This window comes from Rhodococcus sp. ACS1 (genome assembly GCF_002300155.1).
In the GTDB taxonomy this organism is placed as follows: Bacteria; Actinomycetota; Actinomycetes; order Mycobacteriales; family Mycobacteriaceae; genus Rhodococcus_F; species Rhodococcus_F koreensis.
In genome coordinates, this window is sequence record NZ_NSDZ01000005.1 from 480,380 (window position 1) to 497,116 (window position 16,737).

15 protein-coding genes are annotated in these 16,737 nt (G+C 69.4%); 8 read left to right on the forward strand and 7 right to left on the reverse strand.

Annotated elements, in window-relative coordinates; all coding sequences use genetic code 11:
• Position 1: 1 nt before the first annotated feature.
• From CJ179_RS22945 to CJ179_RS22955, 3 genes are all read right to left on the reverse strand, one after another.
• The gene (locus tag CJ179_RS22945; RefSeq protein WP_095862984.1) at positions 2-640 is read right to left on the reverse strand and encodes a flavin reductase family protein; all 639 of its coding nucleotides are present in this window, start codon (positions 638-640) and stop codon (positions 2-4) included.
• A 66-nt stretch (positions 641-706) separates the two neighbouring features.
• The gene (locus CJ179_RS22950; RefSeq protein WP_072947342.1) at positions 707-1,180 is read right to left on the reverse strand and encodes a YbaK/EbsC family protein; all 474 of its coding nucleotides are present in this window, start codon (positions 1,178-1,180) and stop codon (positions 707-709) included.
• Positions 1,181-1,214: 34 nt separating this feature from the next.
• Positions 1,215-2,306 (reverse strand): hypothetical protein, encoded by a 1,092-nt coding sequence (locus CJ179_RS22955; RefSeq protein WP_095862985.1) that lies wholly within the window; start codon positions 2,304-2,306, stop codon positions 1,215-1,217.
• Here CJ179_RS22955 and CJ179_RS22960 point away from each other — a divergent pair.
• Positions 2,299-3,009 (forward strand): TetR/AcrR family transcriptional regulator, encoded by a 711-nt coding sequence (locus CJ179_RS22960; protein WP_095863581.1) that lies wholly within the window; start codon positions 2,299-2,301, stop codon positions 3,007-3,009. The genes CJ179_RS22955 and CJ179_RS22960 overlap by 8 nt on opposite strands.
• Positions 3,010-3,078: 69 nt before the next feature.
• Here the strand turns inward: CJ179_RS22960 and CJ179_RS22965 are convergent, their stop codons facing one another.
• Both CJ179_RS22965 and CJ179_RS22970 read right to left on the reverse strand, forming a co-directional pair.
• Positions 3,079-4,146: an alpha/beta fold hydrolase gene (locus CJ179_RS22965; RefSeq protein WP_095862986.1), complete on the reverse strand. Its 1,068-nt coding sequence runs from the start codon at positions 4,144-4,146 to the stop codon at positions 3,079-3,081.
• Between the two features lie 75 nt (positions 4,147-4,221).
• A complete protein-coding gene (locus CJ179_RS22970; RefSeq protein ID WP_095862987.1) occupies positions 4,222-5,541 on the reverse strand; it encodes a monooxygenase in 1,320 nt (439 codons plus the stop codon).
• 82 nt (positions 5,542-5,623) lie between these two features.
• Between CJ179_RS22970 and CJ179_RS22975 the strand changes: the two genes are divergently transcribed.
• On the forward strand, positions 5,624-6,454 hold the full coding sequence (locus tag CJ179_RS22975; protein ID WP_072947346.1) for a crotonase/enoyl-CoA hydratase family protein: 831 nt from the start codon (positions 5,624-5,626) through the stop codon (positions 6,452-6,454).
• Positions 6,455-6,529: 75 nt separating this feature from the next.
• Positions 6,530-8,227, forward strand: coding sequence for an MDR family MFS transporter (locus CJ179_RS22980; protein WP_072947347.1), 1,698 nt, complete (start codon positions 6,530-6,532; stop codon positions 8,225-8,227).
• Between the two features lie 66 nt (positions 8,228-8,293).
• Here CJ179_RS22980 and CJ179_RS22985 read toward each other — a convergent pair whose 3' ends face one another.
• Positions 8,294-8,785 carry an inorganic diphosphatase gene (locus CJ179_RS22985; protein WP_072947348.1) on the reverse strand — a complete coding sequence of 164 codons (492 nt, stop codon included), beginning with the start codon at positions 8,783-8,785 and terminating at the stop codon, positions 8,294-8,296.
• A gap of 131 nt (positions 8,786-8,916) precedes the next feature.
• Here CJ179_RS22985 and dacB point away from each other — a divergent pair, with 131 nt between their 5' ends.
• Genes dacB through hpt form a run of 4 tightly spaced genes read left to right on the forward strand, consistent with a single transcriptional unit; the run spans position 8,917 to position 12,907 of the window.
• A complete protein-coding gene (gene dacB / locus CJ179_RS22990; RefSeq protein ID WP_095863582.1) occupies positions 8,917-10,302 on the forward strand; it encodes a D-alanyl-D-alanine carboxypeptidase/D-alanyl-D-alanine-endopeptidase in 1,386 nt (461 codons plus the stop codon).
• The gene (locus CJ179_RS22995; RefSeq protein ID WP_095863583.1) at positions 10,302-11,348 is read left to right on the forward strand and encodes a zinc-dependent metalloprotease; all 1,047 of its coding nucleotides are present in this window, start codon (positions 10,302-10,304) and stop codon (positions 11,346-11,348) included. The genes dacB and CJ179_RS22995 overlap by 1 nt, the downstream gene beginning before the upstream one ends.
• Before the next feature lie 19 nt (positions 11,349-11,367).
• Positions 11,368-12,348 carry a tRNA lysidine(34) synthetase TilS gene (gene tilS / locus CJ179_RS23000; RefSeq protein ID WP_095862988.1) on the forward strand — a complete coding sequence of 327 codons (981 nt, stop codon included), beginning with the start codon at positions 11,368-11,370 and terminating at the stop codon, positions 12,346-12,348.
• A 4-nt stretch (positions 12,349-12,352) separates the two neighbouring features.
• On the forward strand, positions 12,353-12,907 hold the full coding sequence (hpt, locus tag CJ179_RS23005; protein ID WP_072947351.1) for a hypoxanthine phosphoribosyltransferase: 555 nt from the start codon (positions 12,353-12,355) through the stop codon (positions 12,905-12,907).
• A gap of 10 nt (positions 12,908-12,917) precedes the next feature.
• Here the strand turns inward: hpt and CJ179_RS23010 are convergent, their stop codons facing one another.
• The gene (locus tag CJ179_RS23010; protein WP_072947352.1) at positions 12,918-15,056 is read right to left on the reverse strand and encodes a serine/threonine-protein kinase; all 2,139 of its coding nucleotides are present in this window, start codon (positions 15,054-15,056) and stop codon (positions 12,918-12,920) included.
• A gap of 164 nt (positions 15,057-15,220) precedes the next feature.
• Here CJ179_RS23010 and CJ179_RS23015 point away from each other — a divergent pair, with 164 nt between their 5' ends.
• Entirely contained in the window at positions 15,221-16,567 is a 1,347-nt protein-coding gene (locus CJ179_RS23015; RefSeq protein ID WP_095862989.1) for an amidase, read from the forward strand.
• Positions 16,568-16,737 lie beyond the last annotated feature (170 nt).

A 16,737-nucleotide genomic window follows, 5' to 3' on the forward strand; every position in this document is an offset into this window, starting at 1 on the left:
GTCAGTTGCCGTTGTTCGCTGAACCCAGCGGAGTGGGCCGGTAGTACCGGCCCTCGTGATACAGCAGGGGAGCCGACGCGGAATCGTCGTCGGCCTCGGCGTGGACGCGGGTGACGAGGCCGATGACGAGCGTGTGGTCGCCGACCGGGATCAACTGGTCCACGACGACCCGCATCCAGCTGGGAGTTCCGTGGAGAACCGGTTCGCCGGTGTCGAGCCGCGCCCACAGCGACTCGTCGGAGAACCGCTGGTCCGCGCTCCGCGAGAAGCGCTGAGCCAGGTGCTGCTGGTGCTCCCCGAGCAGGTGGATCACCAGCGAGCCCGCCGAGTGGAGCGCATCGATGCTCGACGACGTGTTCGCGATGTTGAACGACACCAGCGGCGGGGCCAGCGAGACGGACGAAAACGAGGATGCGGTGAAGCCGACCGGGCCCGATCCCGAGTCGAGGGTCACGATGGTGACGCCCGCCGGGTGACGGCGCAGGGCTGCGCGGTAATCCTCCGCACAGATTCCGGGGGCGAGTTCGGGGTCGCGGGGGAGGTCCGAACCATCGACGGTATCGGCGTTCTCGGCTCTGTCGGACAAATCATTCTCCGGGTCGGCCCGTGTGGGCACTGTGTCATTCTCGAGCGCGGTCATTCTCGCGCGCGTCATTCTCGTTCACGAGATCTGACGTCAACTATAAGGGCGGGAACCGCCCGGGATTCAGTCGACGTCGATCGCCAGGCCCGCGGTGATCCGGACCAACTCCGAGAACGACGTGCGGAAGACGGTGTCCGGGTGACCGGCGGCCGCCCACAGTTCCGCGTACTCCGACAGGGCGTTGTCGACGTAGGTCGGAAGGTTCGTGGGATGGCCGAGCGGGGCGATACCGCCGATCGGCTGCCCGGTCGCGATCCGCACCATGTCGAGGGGTGCCTGGGTCAGATTCCCCTGCAGTCGTTTGCCGGTGTTCGCCAGATCCACCTCGTGCGCCCCCGACACGAGGAGCAGGATCGGGTCGTCGTCGAGGAGGAACACCAGCGACTTGGTGATGGCGCCGACATCGACCCCCAGAGACTCCGCCGCCTCGGCCGCGGTGTGGGTGGAGTCGGGCTGGGTCACGATCACCCCATGGTGCCCTCGCGCGATCAGAGTCTCGGCGACATGCGCGGCGTGGGGGTGCAAGGGCGTCGGCATGAACCAAGAGTAGGTCCATTCCCCTGGAACGACATCAAGAAGCGTCTTCCGACACGACATCGGAACGGGGCGTAGTCGATTCCAGCTTCCGGAGCCGCCGGACGGTGAACCCGAACAGCAGTCCCAGCCCGACCGCGGAGTACAGCGCGAGGGCGAGCGCGGGCTGTCCCAGTCCCGCGTCGTCGAAGTACACGATGCTGCGGATTCCCTCGGTACCCGCGCCGGGGGTGATCCACCGTCCGATGGCCGCGTAGAACGTGGGGATGACGTTCGAACCGAACGCCCCGCCGGCGCTGGGATTGCCCAGGATGACGAAGACGGCGATCGCGAGCGGCACCGCGAGGATGCCGACCGAGGCGCGCAGGCCGAGCGTGAACACGGCCGTGCCGAAGACGACACCGGTCCCGAGAAGCCACAGCGGGAACCAGTGGCCCGCGAACGTGCCGAGCACGTGCGTCGTGATCAGGGCGCCGAGTGCGCCGGAGAGCAGGGCGTAGCCGAACAGGACGGCCGTGTGCGCCGACGCCTGGCGCAGCGTCCGAGGGGCGCCGATGAACAGGCCGATCGCCGCCGCGAGCAGGTAGCCGCCGACCACCCACCCGATCGCCAGGTAGAAACCGGACAGCCCGCGGTTGTCGTGTGCACCGACGGGAATCTCGTCGCGAACGGTGAACTCGCGACCCTGACTGTTCTCCACCTGGGTGAAGACCGATTCGAGTGCGCTCGAGATGGAACTGCCGCCCGCGCTCGCCGTGATCAGGGTGTCGGGGCCGGCGGGATTGACGACGAACGCGCCCTGGATCTCGCGGTCGTGGAGGAGGCGACGGGCTTCCGCGGTGTCCGAGACGACCCGTGCGCGGAGCGGCCTGCCGTCGATCGCGCCGAGCCGGTCGGCGACCTGCTGGTCCGTCCCGGCGGGCAGTCCCGCCGCGGCGACGACACCGATCTCGATGTCGCGGGGCGTCGGCTGATGGAACGCGGCCACGTAACTGAGGATGAAGCCGAGCTGGAGGAGGAGAACACCGAAGACCAGCGCGGCCATCACCTTGGGCGCGCCGTATTTCGGCACCGGGCTGTCGTGGTGCGCGGGAGCCGGGGTGGTGGTTTCGCTGGCGGTGATGGTCATCGGACGTCCTCGATCCTTGTCGATACCGTGGGTATTGAATACCATAGGTATCGTGATTGAAGAACGTCAACCGGACAGTCGTCACACCGAATGGACGCCGACGACGCGTCCCGGTCGCGACGTCGTACGCCGGCGCCTCCTCGACGCGGCGGCGGAGGAATTCGCGGAACGCGGCTTCAGTGCGGCCCGGCTCGCCGAGGTCGCGCGCCGGGCCGGATTCACCAAGGGCGCGGTCTACTCGAACTTCGAGTCGAAACAGGACCTGTTCGCCGAACTCTTCGCGGCGCGCTCACTCGAACTCGCGGGACGGGTGCTCGCCGAGATCGCAGGTATGAACCCGACGGACGCCGCGGGGAAGGGTGGCGAGGCCGTCGCGTCGTGGATGGTGCGTGAGCCGGGCTGGTCGCTGCTGGTACTCGAATTCGGTGTGCTCGCCGCCCGCGACCCGCAGATCGCGCAGGCTTACCTGCGGGAACGGCGGCAACTACGGGGACGGCTCGTCGAATTGATCGGCGAGCGCGCGCGGGAGTGGGGAGTCGACGACACGTTCGACGTCCGCACCACGGCCATCTCGCTGATGGCCCTCATCTCCGGCCTCGTGCTCGAACACTCCGTCGACCCGGAGGAAGTGGGCCAGCAGACGATGGGCGCCGCGGTCACCGCGTTGTTCGCAGGTGCCGTCGCCCGGGCCGGGCTCGTTTGAACAGTCCGGGCCGGGCTCGTTTGAACAGTCCGGGCCGGGCTCGTTTGAACAGCCCGGGCCGGGCTGATGTCAGGCGGTCTGCGCGACGACCCCGTCGAGGAAGCCGTCGATGTGTGCCCACGTGGAGTCCTTGGCCTTCGGGCCGGCGACGAGTCCCAGGTGGCTGCCCGGCGCGGACTCGAACCGCACCGACGGTGACCCGGTGAGCACGTCCGTCGCCGCCCGGACCGACGGGATCGGGGCGATGACGTCCTCGGTGCCGCCGATCGCGAGGACCGGCACCGTCAGATCGGCGAGCGCGATCGCGCCGTTCCGGGTCTCGAAGTTCCCCTCGGTGAGCGCGTTCCCGAGGATCAGCTGAGTGCAGACCTGGCGGAAGAAGCGTGCGGGGTACCCGGGCATGTCGGCCATGAACCGGTCGATGGACTCCATGCGGGCCAGGGTCTCGGTGTCGTGCAGGTTCCGCGCGATGAACCACGGCTTGGTGAGTTCGCGCTGGAGTGCGGTGAAACGGTAGCTGGCCTGGACCAGTGGCGCGGGCAGTCCGCCCATCGCTCCCGTGGCGGTGGTGAGGGGACGGTCGCCGGTGAACCGGCCGACCGCCCGCAACGGCGCGATCATGGTCACCGACTCGTAGTCGATCGGCGTGCCGATCGCCGTCACCGAACCGATCGGCAGATCGCCCCGGCCGGCGGCCGTGAGCAGCGACATCGTGCCGCCGAGGCTCCAGCCGATCAGGTCGACGGGTGCGCCGTCGTGGAGTCGGGACACGCGGTCGACGGCGGCCGGGATGAAGTCGTCCACCCAGTCCTCGAACCCCAGGCCGCGGTCGGCGTAGCCCATCGTTCCGTAGTCGACGAGATACGTGGCCTTTCCCGACCCGGCCAGGTGCGCGGCCAGGCTCTGGCCGGGCCGGAGGTCGAAGCACTGTGCGGGCGCGGCGAGCGGCGGCACGAGGAGGATGGGCCGGTCGTCGTCGGTGTCGGAACCGTCGAACCGGTACAGGTCCTGATGGGGTGCCTCGTGGATGCGGGTCGACGGGGTGCGCTGGACGGGCGCGATGCCGCCGCCGAAGGACAGCCGCCAGGCGTTGCGGGTCAGCGTGTTCAGCGTCGGGTTCCAGGCGATGTCGAGCACGGATTTCCTCTCGTGGCGGCGCAGATCCTCCAGGTATCTGTGACGTCAACATACAGGTAATCCTGCGGTGGTCCGTCAGCGGGAGGCGAGCAGAACCCGCAGCACCGTCGCCGGTCGGAGCAGCGTCCCCGGACGGTCGAGGAGATGCGTCACCCGGAGGAAAGCGGACCCCACGGCCGGGTCCACGGACGCGGCCCGGTCGAGCCGGGACGCATAGGCATTGGCGAACCGCACCCGCGCCGACCGTCGTCCCGGCACGGCCGGGATCCGGAGGTCATTGTCGGCGGTGAGGGTCCACGCGGCATCGATGCACCGGTTCGCCCCGCGCAGGAACCGGCGAGCGAGATGCGTCCGACCCGACCGCAGGCAGTCCCGCAGGATCTGCGCCTCCACCGCGGCGACACTCATCCCCTGACCGTAGATGGGATTGAACGAGCAGATGGCGTCCGCGAACGGCAGATAGTTCGGCGGCAGATCGTCCGCGGAATAGTGCCGCCGGACGGTCGTCGGGATCCGGTAGCGCACGCCGTCGTCCACCGGCACGGCCGTGCGCAGTGCGTCGTACATGTCCGGGGCCGGGAACGACTTCACGAAGTCGAGGAACCCGCCCGGATCCAGCGGCGGCACGTCGTCGCCGTACCCGGCGAGCGTGACGATCCACGTGCCGTTCTCCTGCACGCCCATGAATCCACTGCGCGGACTCGACGGTCCCGGCGCCATCCCGATGCCGGAATCGCCGTCCAGGTGCGGCGGGTCGAGCCGGAAGTGCCTCGTCGCGTAGCTGACGGCCACGGCCACCTGTGACTCGGACGGCGGCGAAAACCCCAGCGCGCCGAGCCGGGCGACGCTTTGCGAACTGCGGCCCGACGAATCCACGACGAGATCGGCCCGGACGACCTCCGGCGGAACCCCGCCCCGGTGCTGCACGGTCACGCCGGTCACCCTCCCGCCGTCCAGGGCGAGACCCGTGACGTCGGAACGGTCCAGGATCCGCACGTTCGGCAGGGCCTGGATCCGCCGCCGCACCTGCCACTCGACGAGCGGCCTGCTGGCGAGGATGCCGGGAACCCCGCTGGTCGCGCGGGCCATCCGATGCCCGTCGACGATCCACCGGATGTCGCCGAGCGCGTCGCCCGCGGTGGCGCCGAGGGCGAGGAGTTCGGACACGAGACCTGGCAGGAGGTCCTCCATCGCGGCCTGCCCGCCGGCGAGGAGAGCGTGCACGTGGCGGGCCTGCGGCACACACCGGCGCGCCGTGGCCGCGTCGGGAAGAACGTCGCGGTCGAGGACGACGACATTCCGGAACGTGCTGCCGAGCGCCGCGGCGGCCAGTAGACCACCCATTCCGGCGCCGACGACCACGGCGTCGCCACCCGGGGTCGTCCGATGCGTCATCGCGGCTGTCCGTTCGCAAGGCGATGCAGAGACCTCCAGGGTATTTCTCCTGACACCGGCGAGCGGAGGTTACTCTCGAGTAATGACCGAACAGAAGACCTGGAATGCGTTCACCGTCGAGCGCAAGGATCACGTCGCGCAGGTGACGCTCACCGGACCCGGCAAGGGCAACGCGATGGGGCCGGATTTCTGGAGCGAGCTCCCCGAGATCTTCGGTGAACTCGACTCCGATCCGGATGTGCGGGCCGTGGTGATCGCGGGCTCGGGCAAGAACTTCTCCTTCGGTCTCGACCTGCCCGCCATGAGCGGCAGCTTCGGCTCCGTGCTCGCGGACAAGGCACAGGCAGGCCCGCGCACCGCGTTCCACGACATGATCAAGCGGATGCAGTCCGGCATCAACGCGGTCGCCGACTGCCGCAAGCCGGTGGTCGCGGCCATCCAGGGCTGGTGCATCGGCGGCGGCGTCGACCTGATCTCCGCCTGCGACATCCGTTATGCCGGCGCCGACGCGAAGTTCAGCATCCGTGAGGTGAAGGTCGCGATCGTCGCCGACATGGGCAGCTTCGCCCGGCTGCCCGCCATCATCGGCGACGGCCATCTGCGGGAACTCGCGCTCACCGGCAAGGACATCGACGCGGACCGCGCGCAGAAGATCGGTCTCGTCAACGACGTCTTCGCGGACGCCGACGCCGTCCTCGCGGCCGCGCACGCCACCGCAGCCGAGATCGCGGCGAACCCGCCGCTCGTCGTGCACGGCATCAAGGACGTCCTCGACCACTCCCGGGCGGCCGCCGTCGACGACAGCCTCCGTTACGTCGCCGCGTGGAACGCTGCGTTCCTGCCGTCTCAGGACCTGACCGAGGCGATCACCGCAGTCTTCGAGAAGCGCGCCCCCGAGTTCAAGGGCGAGTAGTCCGGCGGCGGCAGGGCTTATCCGCAGGTAAAGCCCAGTCCAACAGTTGCCCGAATCCTCGCTGCGCTCGCATACTTGCCGACTACAAGTAAACGACAGCGCAGCGAGGAAACAGTGTCGAATTCGGTCGAAACGCCGGTGGCCTACACCCACCGGCAGATCCTGGCTGTACTCAGCGGGTTGATGCTCGGCATGTTCCTCGCCGCGCTCGATCAGACGATCGTGGCGACGGCGATCCGCACCATCGCCGACGACCTCGACGGCTACTCGCTCCAGGCGTGGGCCACCACCGCCTACCTCGTCACCGCCACCCTCGCGACGCCGCTCTACGGCAAGCTGTCCGACATCTACGGCCGCAAGCCGTTCTTCATGTTCGCCATCACGGTGTTCGTGATCGGCTCGGTCCTGTGCACGTTCTCGACGTCGATGTACATGCTCGCGGCCTTCCGTGCGGTGCAGGGACTCGGCGCCGGCGGCCTGTTCTCGTTGGCGCTCACCATCATCGGCGACATCGTCTCCCCGCGTGAGCGCGCCAAGTACCAGGGCTACTTCCTGGCCGTGTTCGGCACGTCCAGCGTGCTCGGGCCGGTGCTCGGCGGACTGTTCGCCGGGCAGGACGTGATCCTCGGAATCGACGGCTGGCGTTGGGTTTTCCTGGTCAATGTGCCGGTGGGGCTGGTCGCGCTCACCGTCGTCTCCCGGGTGCTGCAGCTTCCGCGGCGACCGGGCGGAAGCAGGCGGATCGACTGGTGGGGCGCGATCGCCCTCGCGGTGGGTGTCGTGCCGTTGCTCGTCGTCGCCGAACAGGGGCACACCTGGGGATGGGGCAACTCGAAGTCGTTGGCGTGCTACGTGATCGGCGCAGTCGGCGTGCTCGCGTTCGTGCTCGTGGAACTGGCGATGAAAGACGACGCGCTCATCCCGATGCGCTTCTTCCGCAACAGCACCTTCGCGCTCGGCGTCGTCATCAGCCTCGTCGTGGGCGCCGTGATGTTCGGCGGCATCACCCTCCTGCCCCAGTACCTGCAGGTGGTGAAGGGCTCGAGCCCCACCCTCGCCGGGTTCCAGATCCTGCCGATGGTCCTCGGTCTCATGGCCGGGTCGGTGGTCAGCGGCCAGATGATCTCGCGGACCGGGCGGTACCGGTACTTCCCGATCCTGGGGACCGCCCTGATCGCGGTCGCCGCGTTCCTGCTGCACACGCTCGCAGCCGACACCCCGATGCCCGTCGTGATGGCGTTCATGCTGATCCTGGGACTCGGTCTCGGAAACCTGATGCAGCCGCTCACCCTCGCCATTCAGAACGCCCTGCCCCCGCAGGACATGGGGGTGTCGACCGGAGCGGCCACCTTCTTCCGGCAGATCGGCGGCACCGCAGGCGTCGCGATCTTCCTGTCGATCCTCTTCTCCCGCCTCACCCCGGCCATCGGCGAGCGCGTGACGGCCGCCGCAGGCACCTCCGACTTCCGGCGGGCAGTCGTAGCCGCCGCGCAGAGCAACGACCCCGCCGAGGCCGCCATGGGTCAGGGAATGCTCAGCCCCGACCACGCAGGCGTCAGCGGCGTCCTCACGGACAGTTCGGTGATCGGAAGACTCGACGACGTGCTCGCCCTGCCGTTCCGGCAAGGATTCGCCGACGCCATCGGATCCGTCTTCCTCAGCGTCTCGATACTCGCCGTCGTCGCGTTCGTCCTCACCGTGCTGTGGAAGGAAGTACCCCTGCGGAGTGAGTCCGGACTGCAGGCCGCGGCCCGCGGCGACGCGGGGGAGTGAGACGGCAATGGCGCCCGGTCCACCCGATGACGGGAGAACTGGGCGCCGCTCGAACGAACGTCGGGCTCAGTGCCCGCCGTTGTCCTTCAGACGCTCGAGCGAGGCCTCGACCTCTGCCTTCGCCTCGGCGAGCCCGACCCAGTCGGCCGCCTCGACGTGCTTGCCCGGCTCGAGGTCCTTGTAGTGGACGAAGAAGTGCTTGATGGCGTCCAGTTCGAACTGCGGGACGTCGCCGATGTCCTGGATGTGGTCCCAGCGCGGGTCGCCGGCGGGCACACACAGCACCTTGTCGTCGCCGCCGGCCTCGTCGACCATCTTGAACATGCCGACGGGACGTGCCTCGACGATGACTCCCGGGAACACGGACTCGGGGAGCAGAACCAGCGCGTCCAGCGGGTCGCCGTCCTCGCCGAGGGTGTTCTCGATGTAGCCGTAGTCGGCCGGGTAGCCGAACGCGGTGTACAGGTAGCGGTCCAGCTTCACGCGACCGGTCACGTGGTCGACCTCGTACTTGTTTCGCTGACCCTTGGGGATCTCGATGGTGACGTCGAACTCCACGCCGATTCCTCGCTGTCGTGTCGATGATGATTCGGGGAGAGGATATCGGGTCGAGGATAAGGTTGGTTGTCTGACCACCCACGAATCACAGTGAAGACGGAGGCGCGTTGCCGGGCCAGGGAAAGAAGAAGATGGGCTCGTTGGCGGGACGCCACCGTCGGAACATGCGAATTCTGTTCGCGTCGGTCGTCGTCGTGGTGCTCGCGATGGCCGCCGTGCTGGTGGTCGCGGTGAGCGCGCACAACGCGTCGGCGGGCCGCGGTGAACTGACGATCGCCCCCGCACCGGCGCCGATCATCGCGGCTCCGCAGGTCACGCCGGTCCCGGACGACGCGCCGATGCCGACTGCGCAGGGGATCGCGGCCGCGGTCGATCCGGCCGCCGCCAACCCCGACCTCGGCAAGTTCAGCGGAACGGTCGCCGACGCGGTCACCGGTGAGGTCTTGTGGAGCGTCAACCCGCAGACCCCGATGACGCCTGCGTCGACCACCAAGGTCCTCACCGCGGGATCCGCGCTGCTGTCGTTGCCGTCCGACCACCGCGTCACGACGAAGGTGGTGCAGGGGGCGACTCCCGGGGAGATCGTCCTCGTCGCCGGTGGTGATCCCACTCTCACCGCGAAGCCGGTCGGGGAGAACGGCTACTACCCGGGTGCGGCTCACATCTCGCAACTGGTCGATCAGATCCGGAACGCGGGCATCCAGGTGACGCGCATCGTGGTCGACACCGGCATCTACTCGGGCGACACCATGGCGCAGGGGTGGTTCCCGACCGATGTCGGCGCCGGATTCATCACCCCCACCGAGCCGATCATGATCGACGGCGGACGCGCCGACCCACTCGTGGACGAGTCGCCGCGCAGTTCGACGCCCGCGCTCGACGCCGGGCGGACGCTGGCCGGTGCGCTCGGCGTCGACCCGTCTGCGGTCGCGTCGGGCGTCGCGGCACCCGGCGCCGCCACCGTCGCGAGTGTGCAGTCCGCGCCGCTGCGCGACCGGTTGCGGCAGATGATGGAACACTCGGACAATGTGCTTGCCGAAGCGATCGGGCGGGAGGTTGCCATGAATGCCGGCGCGGAAGCATCGTTCGCGGGCGCCGTCGCGACCATCGGCCAGACCCTGTCCGGCGCCGGATTCGATCTGTCGGGGCTCACGCTGCACGACGCGAGCGGGCTGTCCGTGGACGACCGCATCGCACCGCACACGCTCGACCAGGTCCTGACGGCCGCTGCCGGGGAGGGAAATCCCGCCCTGCGGCAGATGCTCGACTACCTGCCGGTGGCCGGTGCCACGGGCAGCCTGTCGGACCGGTACGCGTCGGGGAACCGCACGGGCGCCGGATGGGTGCGCGCGAAGACCGGCACCCTGTCCACGGCCAGCGCCCTCGCCGGCTACGTGGTGGACCAGAACGGGCGCGTCCTCACGTTCGCGCTGATGTCCAACGACCGCCCGCCGGAGGTCAGCCGTCCCGCGCTCGACGCACTGGCGGCCGCGCTCCGCACGTGCGGGTGCGAGTGATGGCCGCCGAGGGAAATGCCTTCAGCGGTGCCGTCGACTGGAAACTCGCAGCCAGGACGGGAGTGAGGCTGGCACGCAGCGGGCCCGCCACGTCGCGGTACACGGCCGAAACCGTGGTCGCGGAACTGGCCGACGCGTCGATGCGCGCGGAACTGCCCGTCCGTGAAGTCACCGGCCTCGCCGACGGACTGCCGGTGCCCACCGCCCAGATCCTCGACCGGGCGGGGTGGATCCACGCCGCCGCGCATTCGATGTCGCAACTCACCGGCGGCGACGCCGCCCCCGGCATGCTCCTCGGCAAGCCGGCGGGCATTCAGGCCGGGGCGATGCTCGCCTACCTGTCCTCGGCGATCCTCGGCCAGTACGACCCGTTCACCGGCGACAACGGAACCCTGCTGCTCGTCGCGCCCAACGTGGTGTCCGTCGAGCGCACACTGCGGGTGCGGCCCAGCGACTTCCGGCTCTGGGTGTGCCTGCACGAGGTGACGCACCGGGTGCAGTTCTCGTCGTCACCGTGGCTCACCGGGTACATGCAGGAGTCGGTGGAGACCCTCGGATCCGCCGAGGACGAGTCGATCACCGACATGGTCGGCCGGTTGTCCTCCGCGCTGCGCGACCGTGGGCGCACGGAGCCCGACGAGTCGGGTGCGCCGGGCGGCATCGTCGGACTCCTGCGCGCGACCCAGGCCGAGCCGCAGCGTGAGGCACTCGACCGTCTGCTGGTGCTCGGCACACTCCTCGAGGGGCACGCGGACCACGTGATGGACGCGGTCGGTCCCGCGGTCGTGCCGTCGGTGGCCGCCATCCGCGCGGCCTTCGACAGCCGGCGCCGCCGCAAGAGCAACCCGGTGCAGCGCGTCATCCGGGCGCTGCTCGGAATGGACGCGAAGATGGCGCAGTACGTGCGCGGCAAGGCATTCGTCGACGCCGTCGTGGACAAGGTCGGGATGGACCGGTTCAACGTCGTGTGGACGGGCCCCGACACATTGCCCCGGCTCGCGGAGATCGACGCGCCGGACGCCTGGGTGTCCCGGGTGCTGGGCTGATTCGCGAAGGACTGAGCCGGTGACAGTGCTTCCCGAGGAGCCGGCGATCCTCGAGGTTCGTCACGCGGTGCGGCGCTGGATCGCGGCACACGCCCCGGACGGCGACGTCGCGGTCGCTCTGTCGGGCGGCGCCGATTCACTGGCACTGACCGCGGCGGCCGCCGCCGAGGCGCGTTCGGCTATCGCCCTGGTCGTCGATCACCGGCTGCAGCCGGGGTCGGACGCCGTCGCCGACGAGGCGGCAGCGCGTGCCCGGGCCCTGGGTTGTGCGTCCGCCGAGGTGCTTCCCGTCGACGTCACCGGAACCGGCGGGCTGGAGGCCGCCGCCCGGCAGGCCCGCTACCGGGCCCTCGACTCGGCGCGCGGAACCCGCCCGGTGCTGCTGGGGCACACCCTCGACGATCAGGCCGAAACCGTGTTGCTCGGGCTGTCGCGCGGTTCGGGCGGTCGATCCATCTGGGGAATGAGCCCCTACGACAGCCCATGGGGCAGGCCGCTACTGGACGTGCGACGCGCGGTGACCCGGCAGACCTGCGCGGAACTAGGCCTGCGCCCGCACGAGGATCCGCACAACAGTTCACCCGACTTCGTCCGGGTGCGACTGCGCACCGAGGTGCTGCCGCTGCTGGAGGACGTCCTGGGCGGCGGCGTCGCCGGGGCCCTCGCCCGCACCGGGGAACACCTGCGCGAGGAAGGGGCCGTCCTCGACGCGGTGGCCGCCGACGCCGAAGCGAAAGTCGTGGTGGACGGGGAAATCGACGCGGTGCTCCTGGCCCTGTCGGCGCCGCCCGTCCGCCGCCGGGTACTCCGCAGCTGGCTGCTCGCGGCCGGTGCGCGCGGCCTCGGAGACACCCAGCTGCGGGCCGTGGACGACCTCGTCGCACGGTGGCGGGGACAGGGACAGGTGGCGGTCGGGGGCGGAACACCGGATGCGAGGTTGGTGGTCCGACGGCGACGTGGCAGGCTGAACGTCGGATTGGACGACCGACGAAGGGTTTGATCGCGTGTACGAAGGCGACATCGCATCGGTACTGATCTCCGAGGACGAGATCCGTCGACGTACCGTCGAACTGGCCGAGGAGATCGCCAAGCGCTACCCGGAGGGCGCCCCGGAAGGGGATCTGCTCCTGGTGGGTGTCCTCAAGGGCGCCATCTTCTTCATGACCGACTTCGCGCGGGCCCTCCCCATCCCCACCCAGATGGAGTTCATGGCCGTCAGCTCCTACGGGTCGTCCACGTCGTCCTCGGGTGTCGTGCGCATCCTCAAGGACCTCGACAAGGACATCGCCGGCCGCCACGTGCTGATCGTCGAGGACATCATCGACTCCGGTCTCACGCTGTCCTGGCTGATGCGCAATCTCTCGACGCGGAACCCGGCGTCGCTCGAGGTCGTCACGCTGCTGCGCAAGCCCGACGCCATCAAGGTCGACATCAACGTCGCGAACGTCGGCTTCGACATTCCCAACGAATTCGTCGTCGGCTACGGCCTCGACTACGCCGAGCGCTACCGCGACCTGCCGTACATCGGAACGCTCGAGCCCTCCGTCTACGGCGGCTGAACCCCGCCCGTCAGCGGACGGGTTCGTGGGACACGGCGAGCTCCAGCGCCCGCAGATCCTGCTCCAGCTGGCGGAACAGCCAGTACACGCCGACGAACGCGAAGATGCCGCCGACGCACAGGATGCGGACGGCGATGATCACCAGCGTGATCTCGTCGGGCGACAGGAACGTCACCCCGGCCACACCGGCCAGCGGAACCGACGCGGCCACCGCGAGATACAGCGTGCTGCGGCGGTCGAGTCCCCGCAGTTTGTGCGCGTCGGCGCTGCTCGCGATGTCCTGCGGTAGCAGGGTCGGGTAGATGCAGCGCACCGCGAAGAACGCCACCACGAAGAACGGGTACGCCACCGACACCGCACCACACACGATCAGCGACGCGATGAAGTGCACGTACGCGCCCGGCGGCACGTTCCCCGCCGCCAATTGCAGGGAAATCGGATAGGCGATTCCCGCGATCACCCACAACCCGAACACCACGAGCACCACGCGGTCGCCGAGCAGCAACGTGTCGGTGCGGGCTCGGGCCAGGGTCTGGCGGTCGTACGTCCGGCCCTTGCGCAGACCCCGCGGAACCAGCAGCGGGTAGCGGCACCAGTAGAGCAGCATGATCGCGCCCAACGGGAAAGCGATCGAGTTGATCACCAACTGGATCCCCTCGAACGACTGCTGCGCCTCCGGCGTCAGATTGCTGATGATCAGCATCTTGTTGTGGTGATAGTTGTACGCGCCCGCGAGCGCGTTCGGCACCGCGATACCGAAAACCAGAATCGGAAGCGCGAAGCGGCGCAACCGCATGCGCCAACTGTTCGGCGGCGGATCGACGAGATCACGGGCCCGCGGGTTCAGGCACAGGTCGAACTGCTGGGCCAGTTCGGCGCCGGACGACCACCGGTCCTCCGGCTTCGGCGCCAGACACGTCAGCAGTACCCGGCGCAGCGACGGCGGGCAGTCGGCGGGCAACTGGTCCAGGAATTCCGGGTCGACGTCGCGGCTGCGGCTGTCCAGCATCGCCTCGAGTGCGGCGAGCGACTCGCTCGACACGTCCTCGTCCTGGAACGGACGACGCCCGCACATCAGCTCCCACAGCATCACCCCGAGCGCGAAGATGTCGCTGCGGGTGTCGAGGTCCGCCGCCGTTCCCGGCATTCCGCGGTGACACGCCTCGAGTTGCTCGGGGGACATGTAGGCCAGGGACCCGCCGAAGTAGGCGAGCGGTGACGCCCCGGTGACGGTGTCGCTGAAACTGATGTTGAAATCGGCGAGCTTGGGCACACCCTCCGCCGTCAGCAGGATGTTGGCGGGTTTGATGTCGCGGTGCAGGACGCCGCGCTTGCCTGCGTAGTCGAGGGCCTCGGCCAGTCGCCGTCCCAGCCACGCGATCGTCTCGGGCCAGGTGAGGGACGCGATCTCGTCGCGCACACTCGAGTCGGTGGGCCTGAGTTCGCCCTTCTCCCGCATCTCCTCGTCGACGACGTCGAGCAGCAGGCTGCCGGTCCGCTCCCGCTCGGGGGTGACGCGCACGCGCCGCAGAACCCGCAGCAGGGTGCCACCCGGCAGGTACTGCATGTAGAGCAGGCGCAGTTGACGGTCCTCGAGCAGCCGCTGGTCGAACACGCGGACGATGTAGTCGTGGTCGAGTTGCGCGAGGGTCTGCGGCTCGTTGCCCTTGTCGTGGGAGATCTTCACCGCGACGAGACGCTGCATCGACCGCTGGCGTGCGAGGAACACGCGGCCGAATGCGCCGCTGCCCAGCCCCATCAGCAGATCGAAGTCGTCGACCTGCTGCCCGACCTCCACGTCGTCGAGCGCCGCATTGCCGGGCGGCATGGTGATGAGCGTGTCCGGCTGCCGGGCGGTCACGGTCGGACGGGCCTCCGCGGTCTGTTCGGCGGCAGCGGTTCGCTCGGCCTCCGCGGTCTGTTCGGCGGCAGCGGTTTGTTCGGACGCGGCGGTCTGTTCGGCGGACGCGGTCTGCTCGGCGGTCATCGTCCGTGCCGACAGTGCTTGCTCAGCCGTCACCGTCGACGGGCCGGCCGCGACCGTCGCTTCGCTGCTCTCGTGTTCGGAGTTCGTGACTCCGACGGTCCGTTCGGCAGAGTCCGATCCAGCGGCCGATCCGTCTCTGCCCGACCCGTTTCCTCTGGTCATTGCACATCGAGGGTTCTACTGGGCGGGTTCTCTGGGCACATCGAGGTTGTCTGGAGCGGTGTGAAGAGTCCCATCCAGGGACAAGCGAATGGTAACCCCGCAGACCTGCCGTATCCAGCGCGAATACTCGAAATCGCTGCTGCGCTGCACCATATACTCGGGTGATGGGGGACTCCCCGTTCACCTCAGCCGTCGTTGTCGCCGAGCAGGTCCGCTCGGGCGTCTCGAGCCCGATGGAGCAGGTCGAGGCCGCGCTCGCGGCCATCGCGGAGCGTGAACCGAAGATCCAGGCGTTCGCCGCGGTCCTCGGCGACCAGGCCCGAGCCGAAGCGCTGGCCCTGTCCCGCCGACCGGATCTGGCCACTCTTCCACTGGCCGGAGTGCCCGTCGCGATCAAGGACGTCATCCCCGTGGCCGGGCTGCCGATGCGTGAGGGATCGGGCGCGACCAGCGCCGAACCGAAGGCCGCCGACCATCCGGTCGTGGCGCGACTGCGGGCGGCGGGAGCGGTGGTGGTGGGCCTGACGACCCTGCCCGAACTGGCGGTGTGGGGAACCACCGACGCGCCCGGCCACATCACCCGCAACCCGTGGAATCCGTCCCGGACCTGCGGCGGCTCGTCCGGGGGAGCGGCCGCCGCCGTCGCCGCGGGAATGGTGCCGCTGGCGCACGGGACCGACGGTCTGGGGTCGATCCGCATCCCGTCGGCGAACTGCGGAGTGTTCGGTATCAAACCGGGCAGGGGAGTCGTGCCGTCCGAACTCGGCGCCACCTCCTGGTTCGGCATGGCCGAGAACGGGCCCATCGCCACGACCGTCGACGACGCCGCCCTCATGCTGTCCGTGATCGCCGACCGTCCCGAACTCGCAAGGATCGGGCCGTCGGAGCCACTGCGGATCGCGGTGGCGTCGGGGTCGCCGACGTTCCTGGCCACGGTCGATCCGCAGTGGCGGGACGCGGCCGTGCGTGCGGGGACGGAACTGACCGGCTCGGGCCACGACGTGGAGCCAGCGACGTTGCCGTACCCGGTCAACCTGATTCCGGTTCTCGCCCGCTGGACGGCGGGAACGGCCGCCGACGCGGAGGGCCTCGACCGCAGGCGACTGCAGCCGCGGACCCGCAGGCACGTCGCGTTGGGTCGCGCGCTGGGCCGGTTCGTCCGCCCGCAGCAGGTGAACAGGCTCGAGGACTCGCTGCGCGCCTTCTTCGAGAACTACGACGTGGTGATCACCCCCGCGCTCGCGCAGCCGCCGCTCGCGGCGACGACGTGGAGCGAGCGGTCGTGGTTGTCGAACATCGTGGCCAACGTGCGGTACGCCCCGCTCAGCGCGCTGTGGAATCTCGTCGGCTGGCCGGCGGCCAGTGTCCCCGTCGGCACGCACTCGCATTCGGGCACCCCGCTGGCCGTGCAGATCGCGGCGCCACCCGGCGGAGAGGCCAGAATCCTGGCCCTCGCCGCCCACATCGAGCGGGTCGGCGGCGGCTGGCCGAGGGTCGCGCCTACGCGGTGACCTCCCGCACATCCGGACCCGGATCGAGGCGGAGGGAACCGATGGGCCGCCGCGCGCGTTGAACGAAATAGAGACCGCTCGCGACAGCGGTTGGCTGCTACCTGGAGTCGCCGGGGTGCCTTCGCGGTAACCTGGTTTGTCCGGTTGGCAGCCGGAAGGCGCACCCGGAA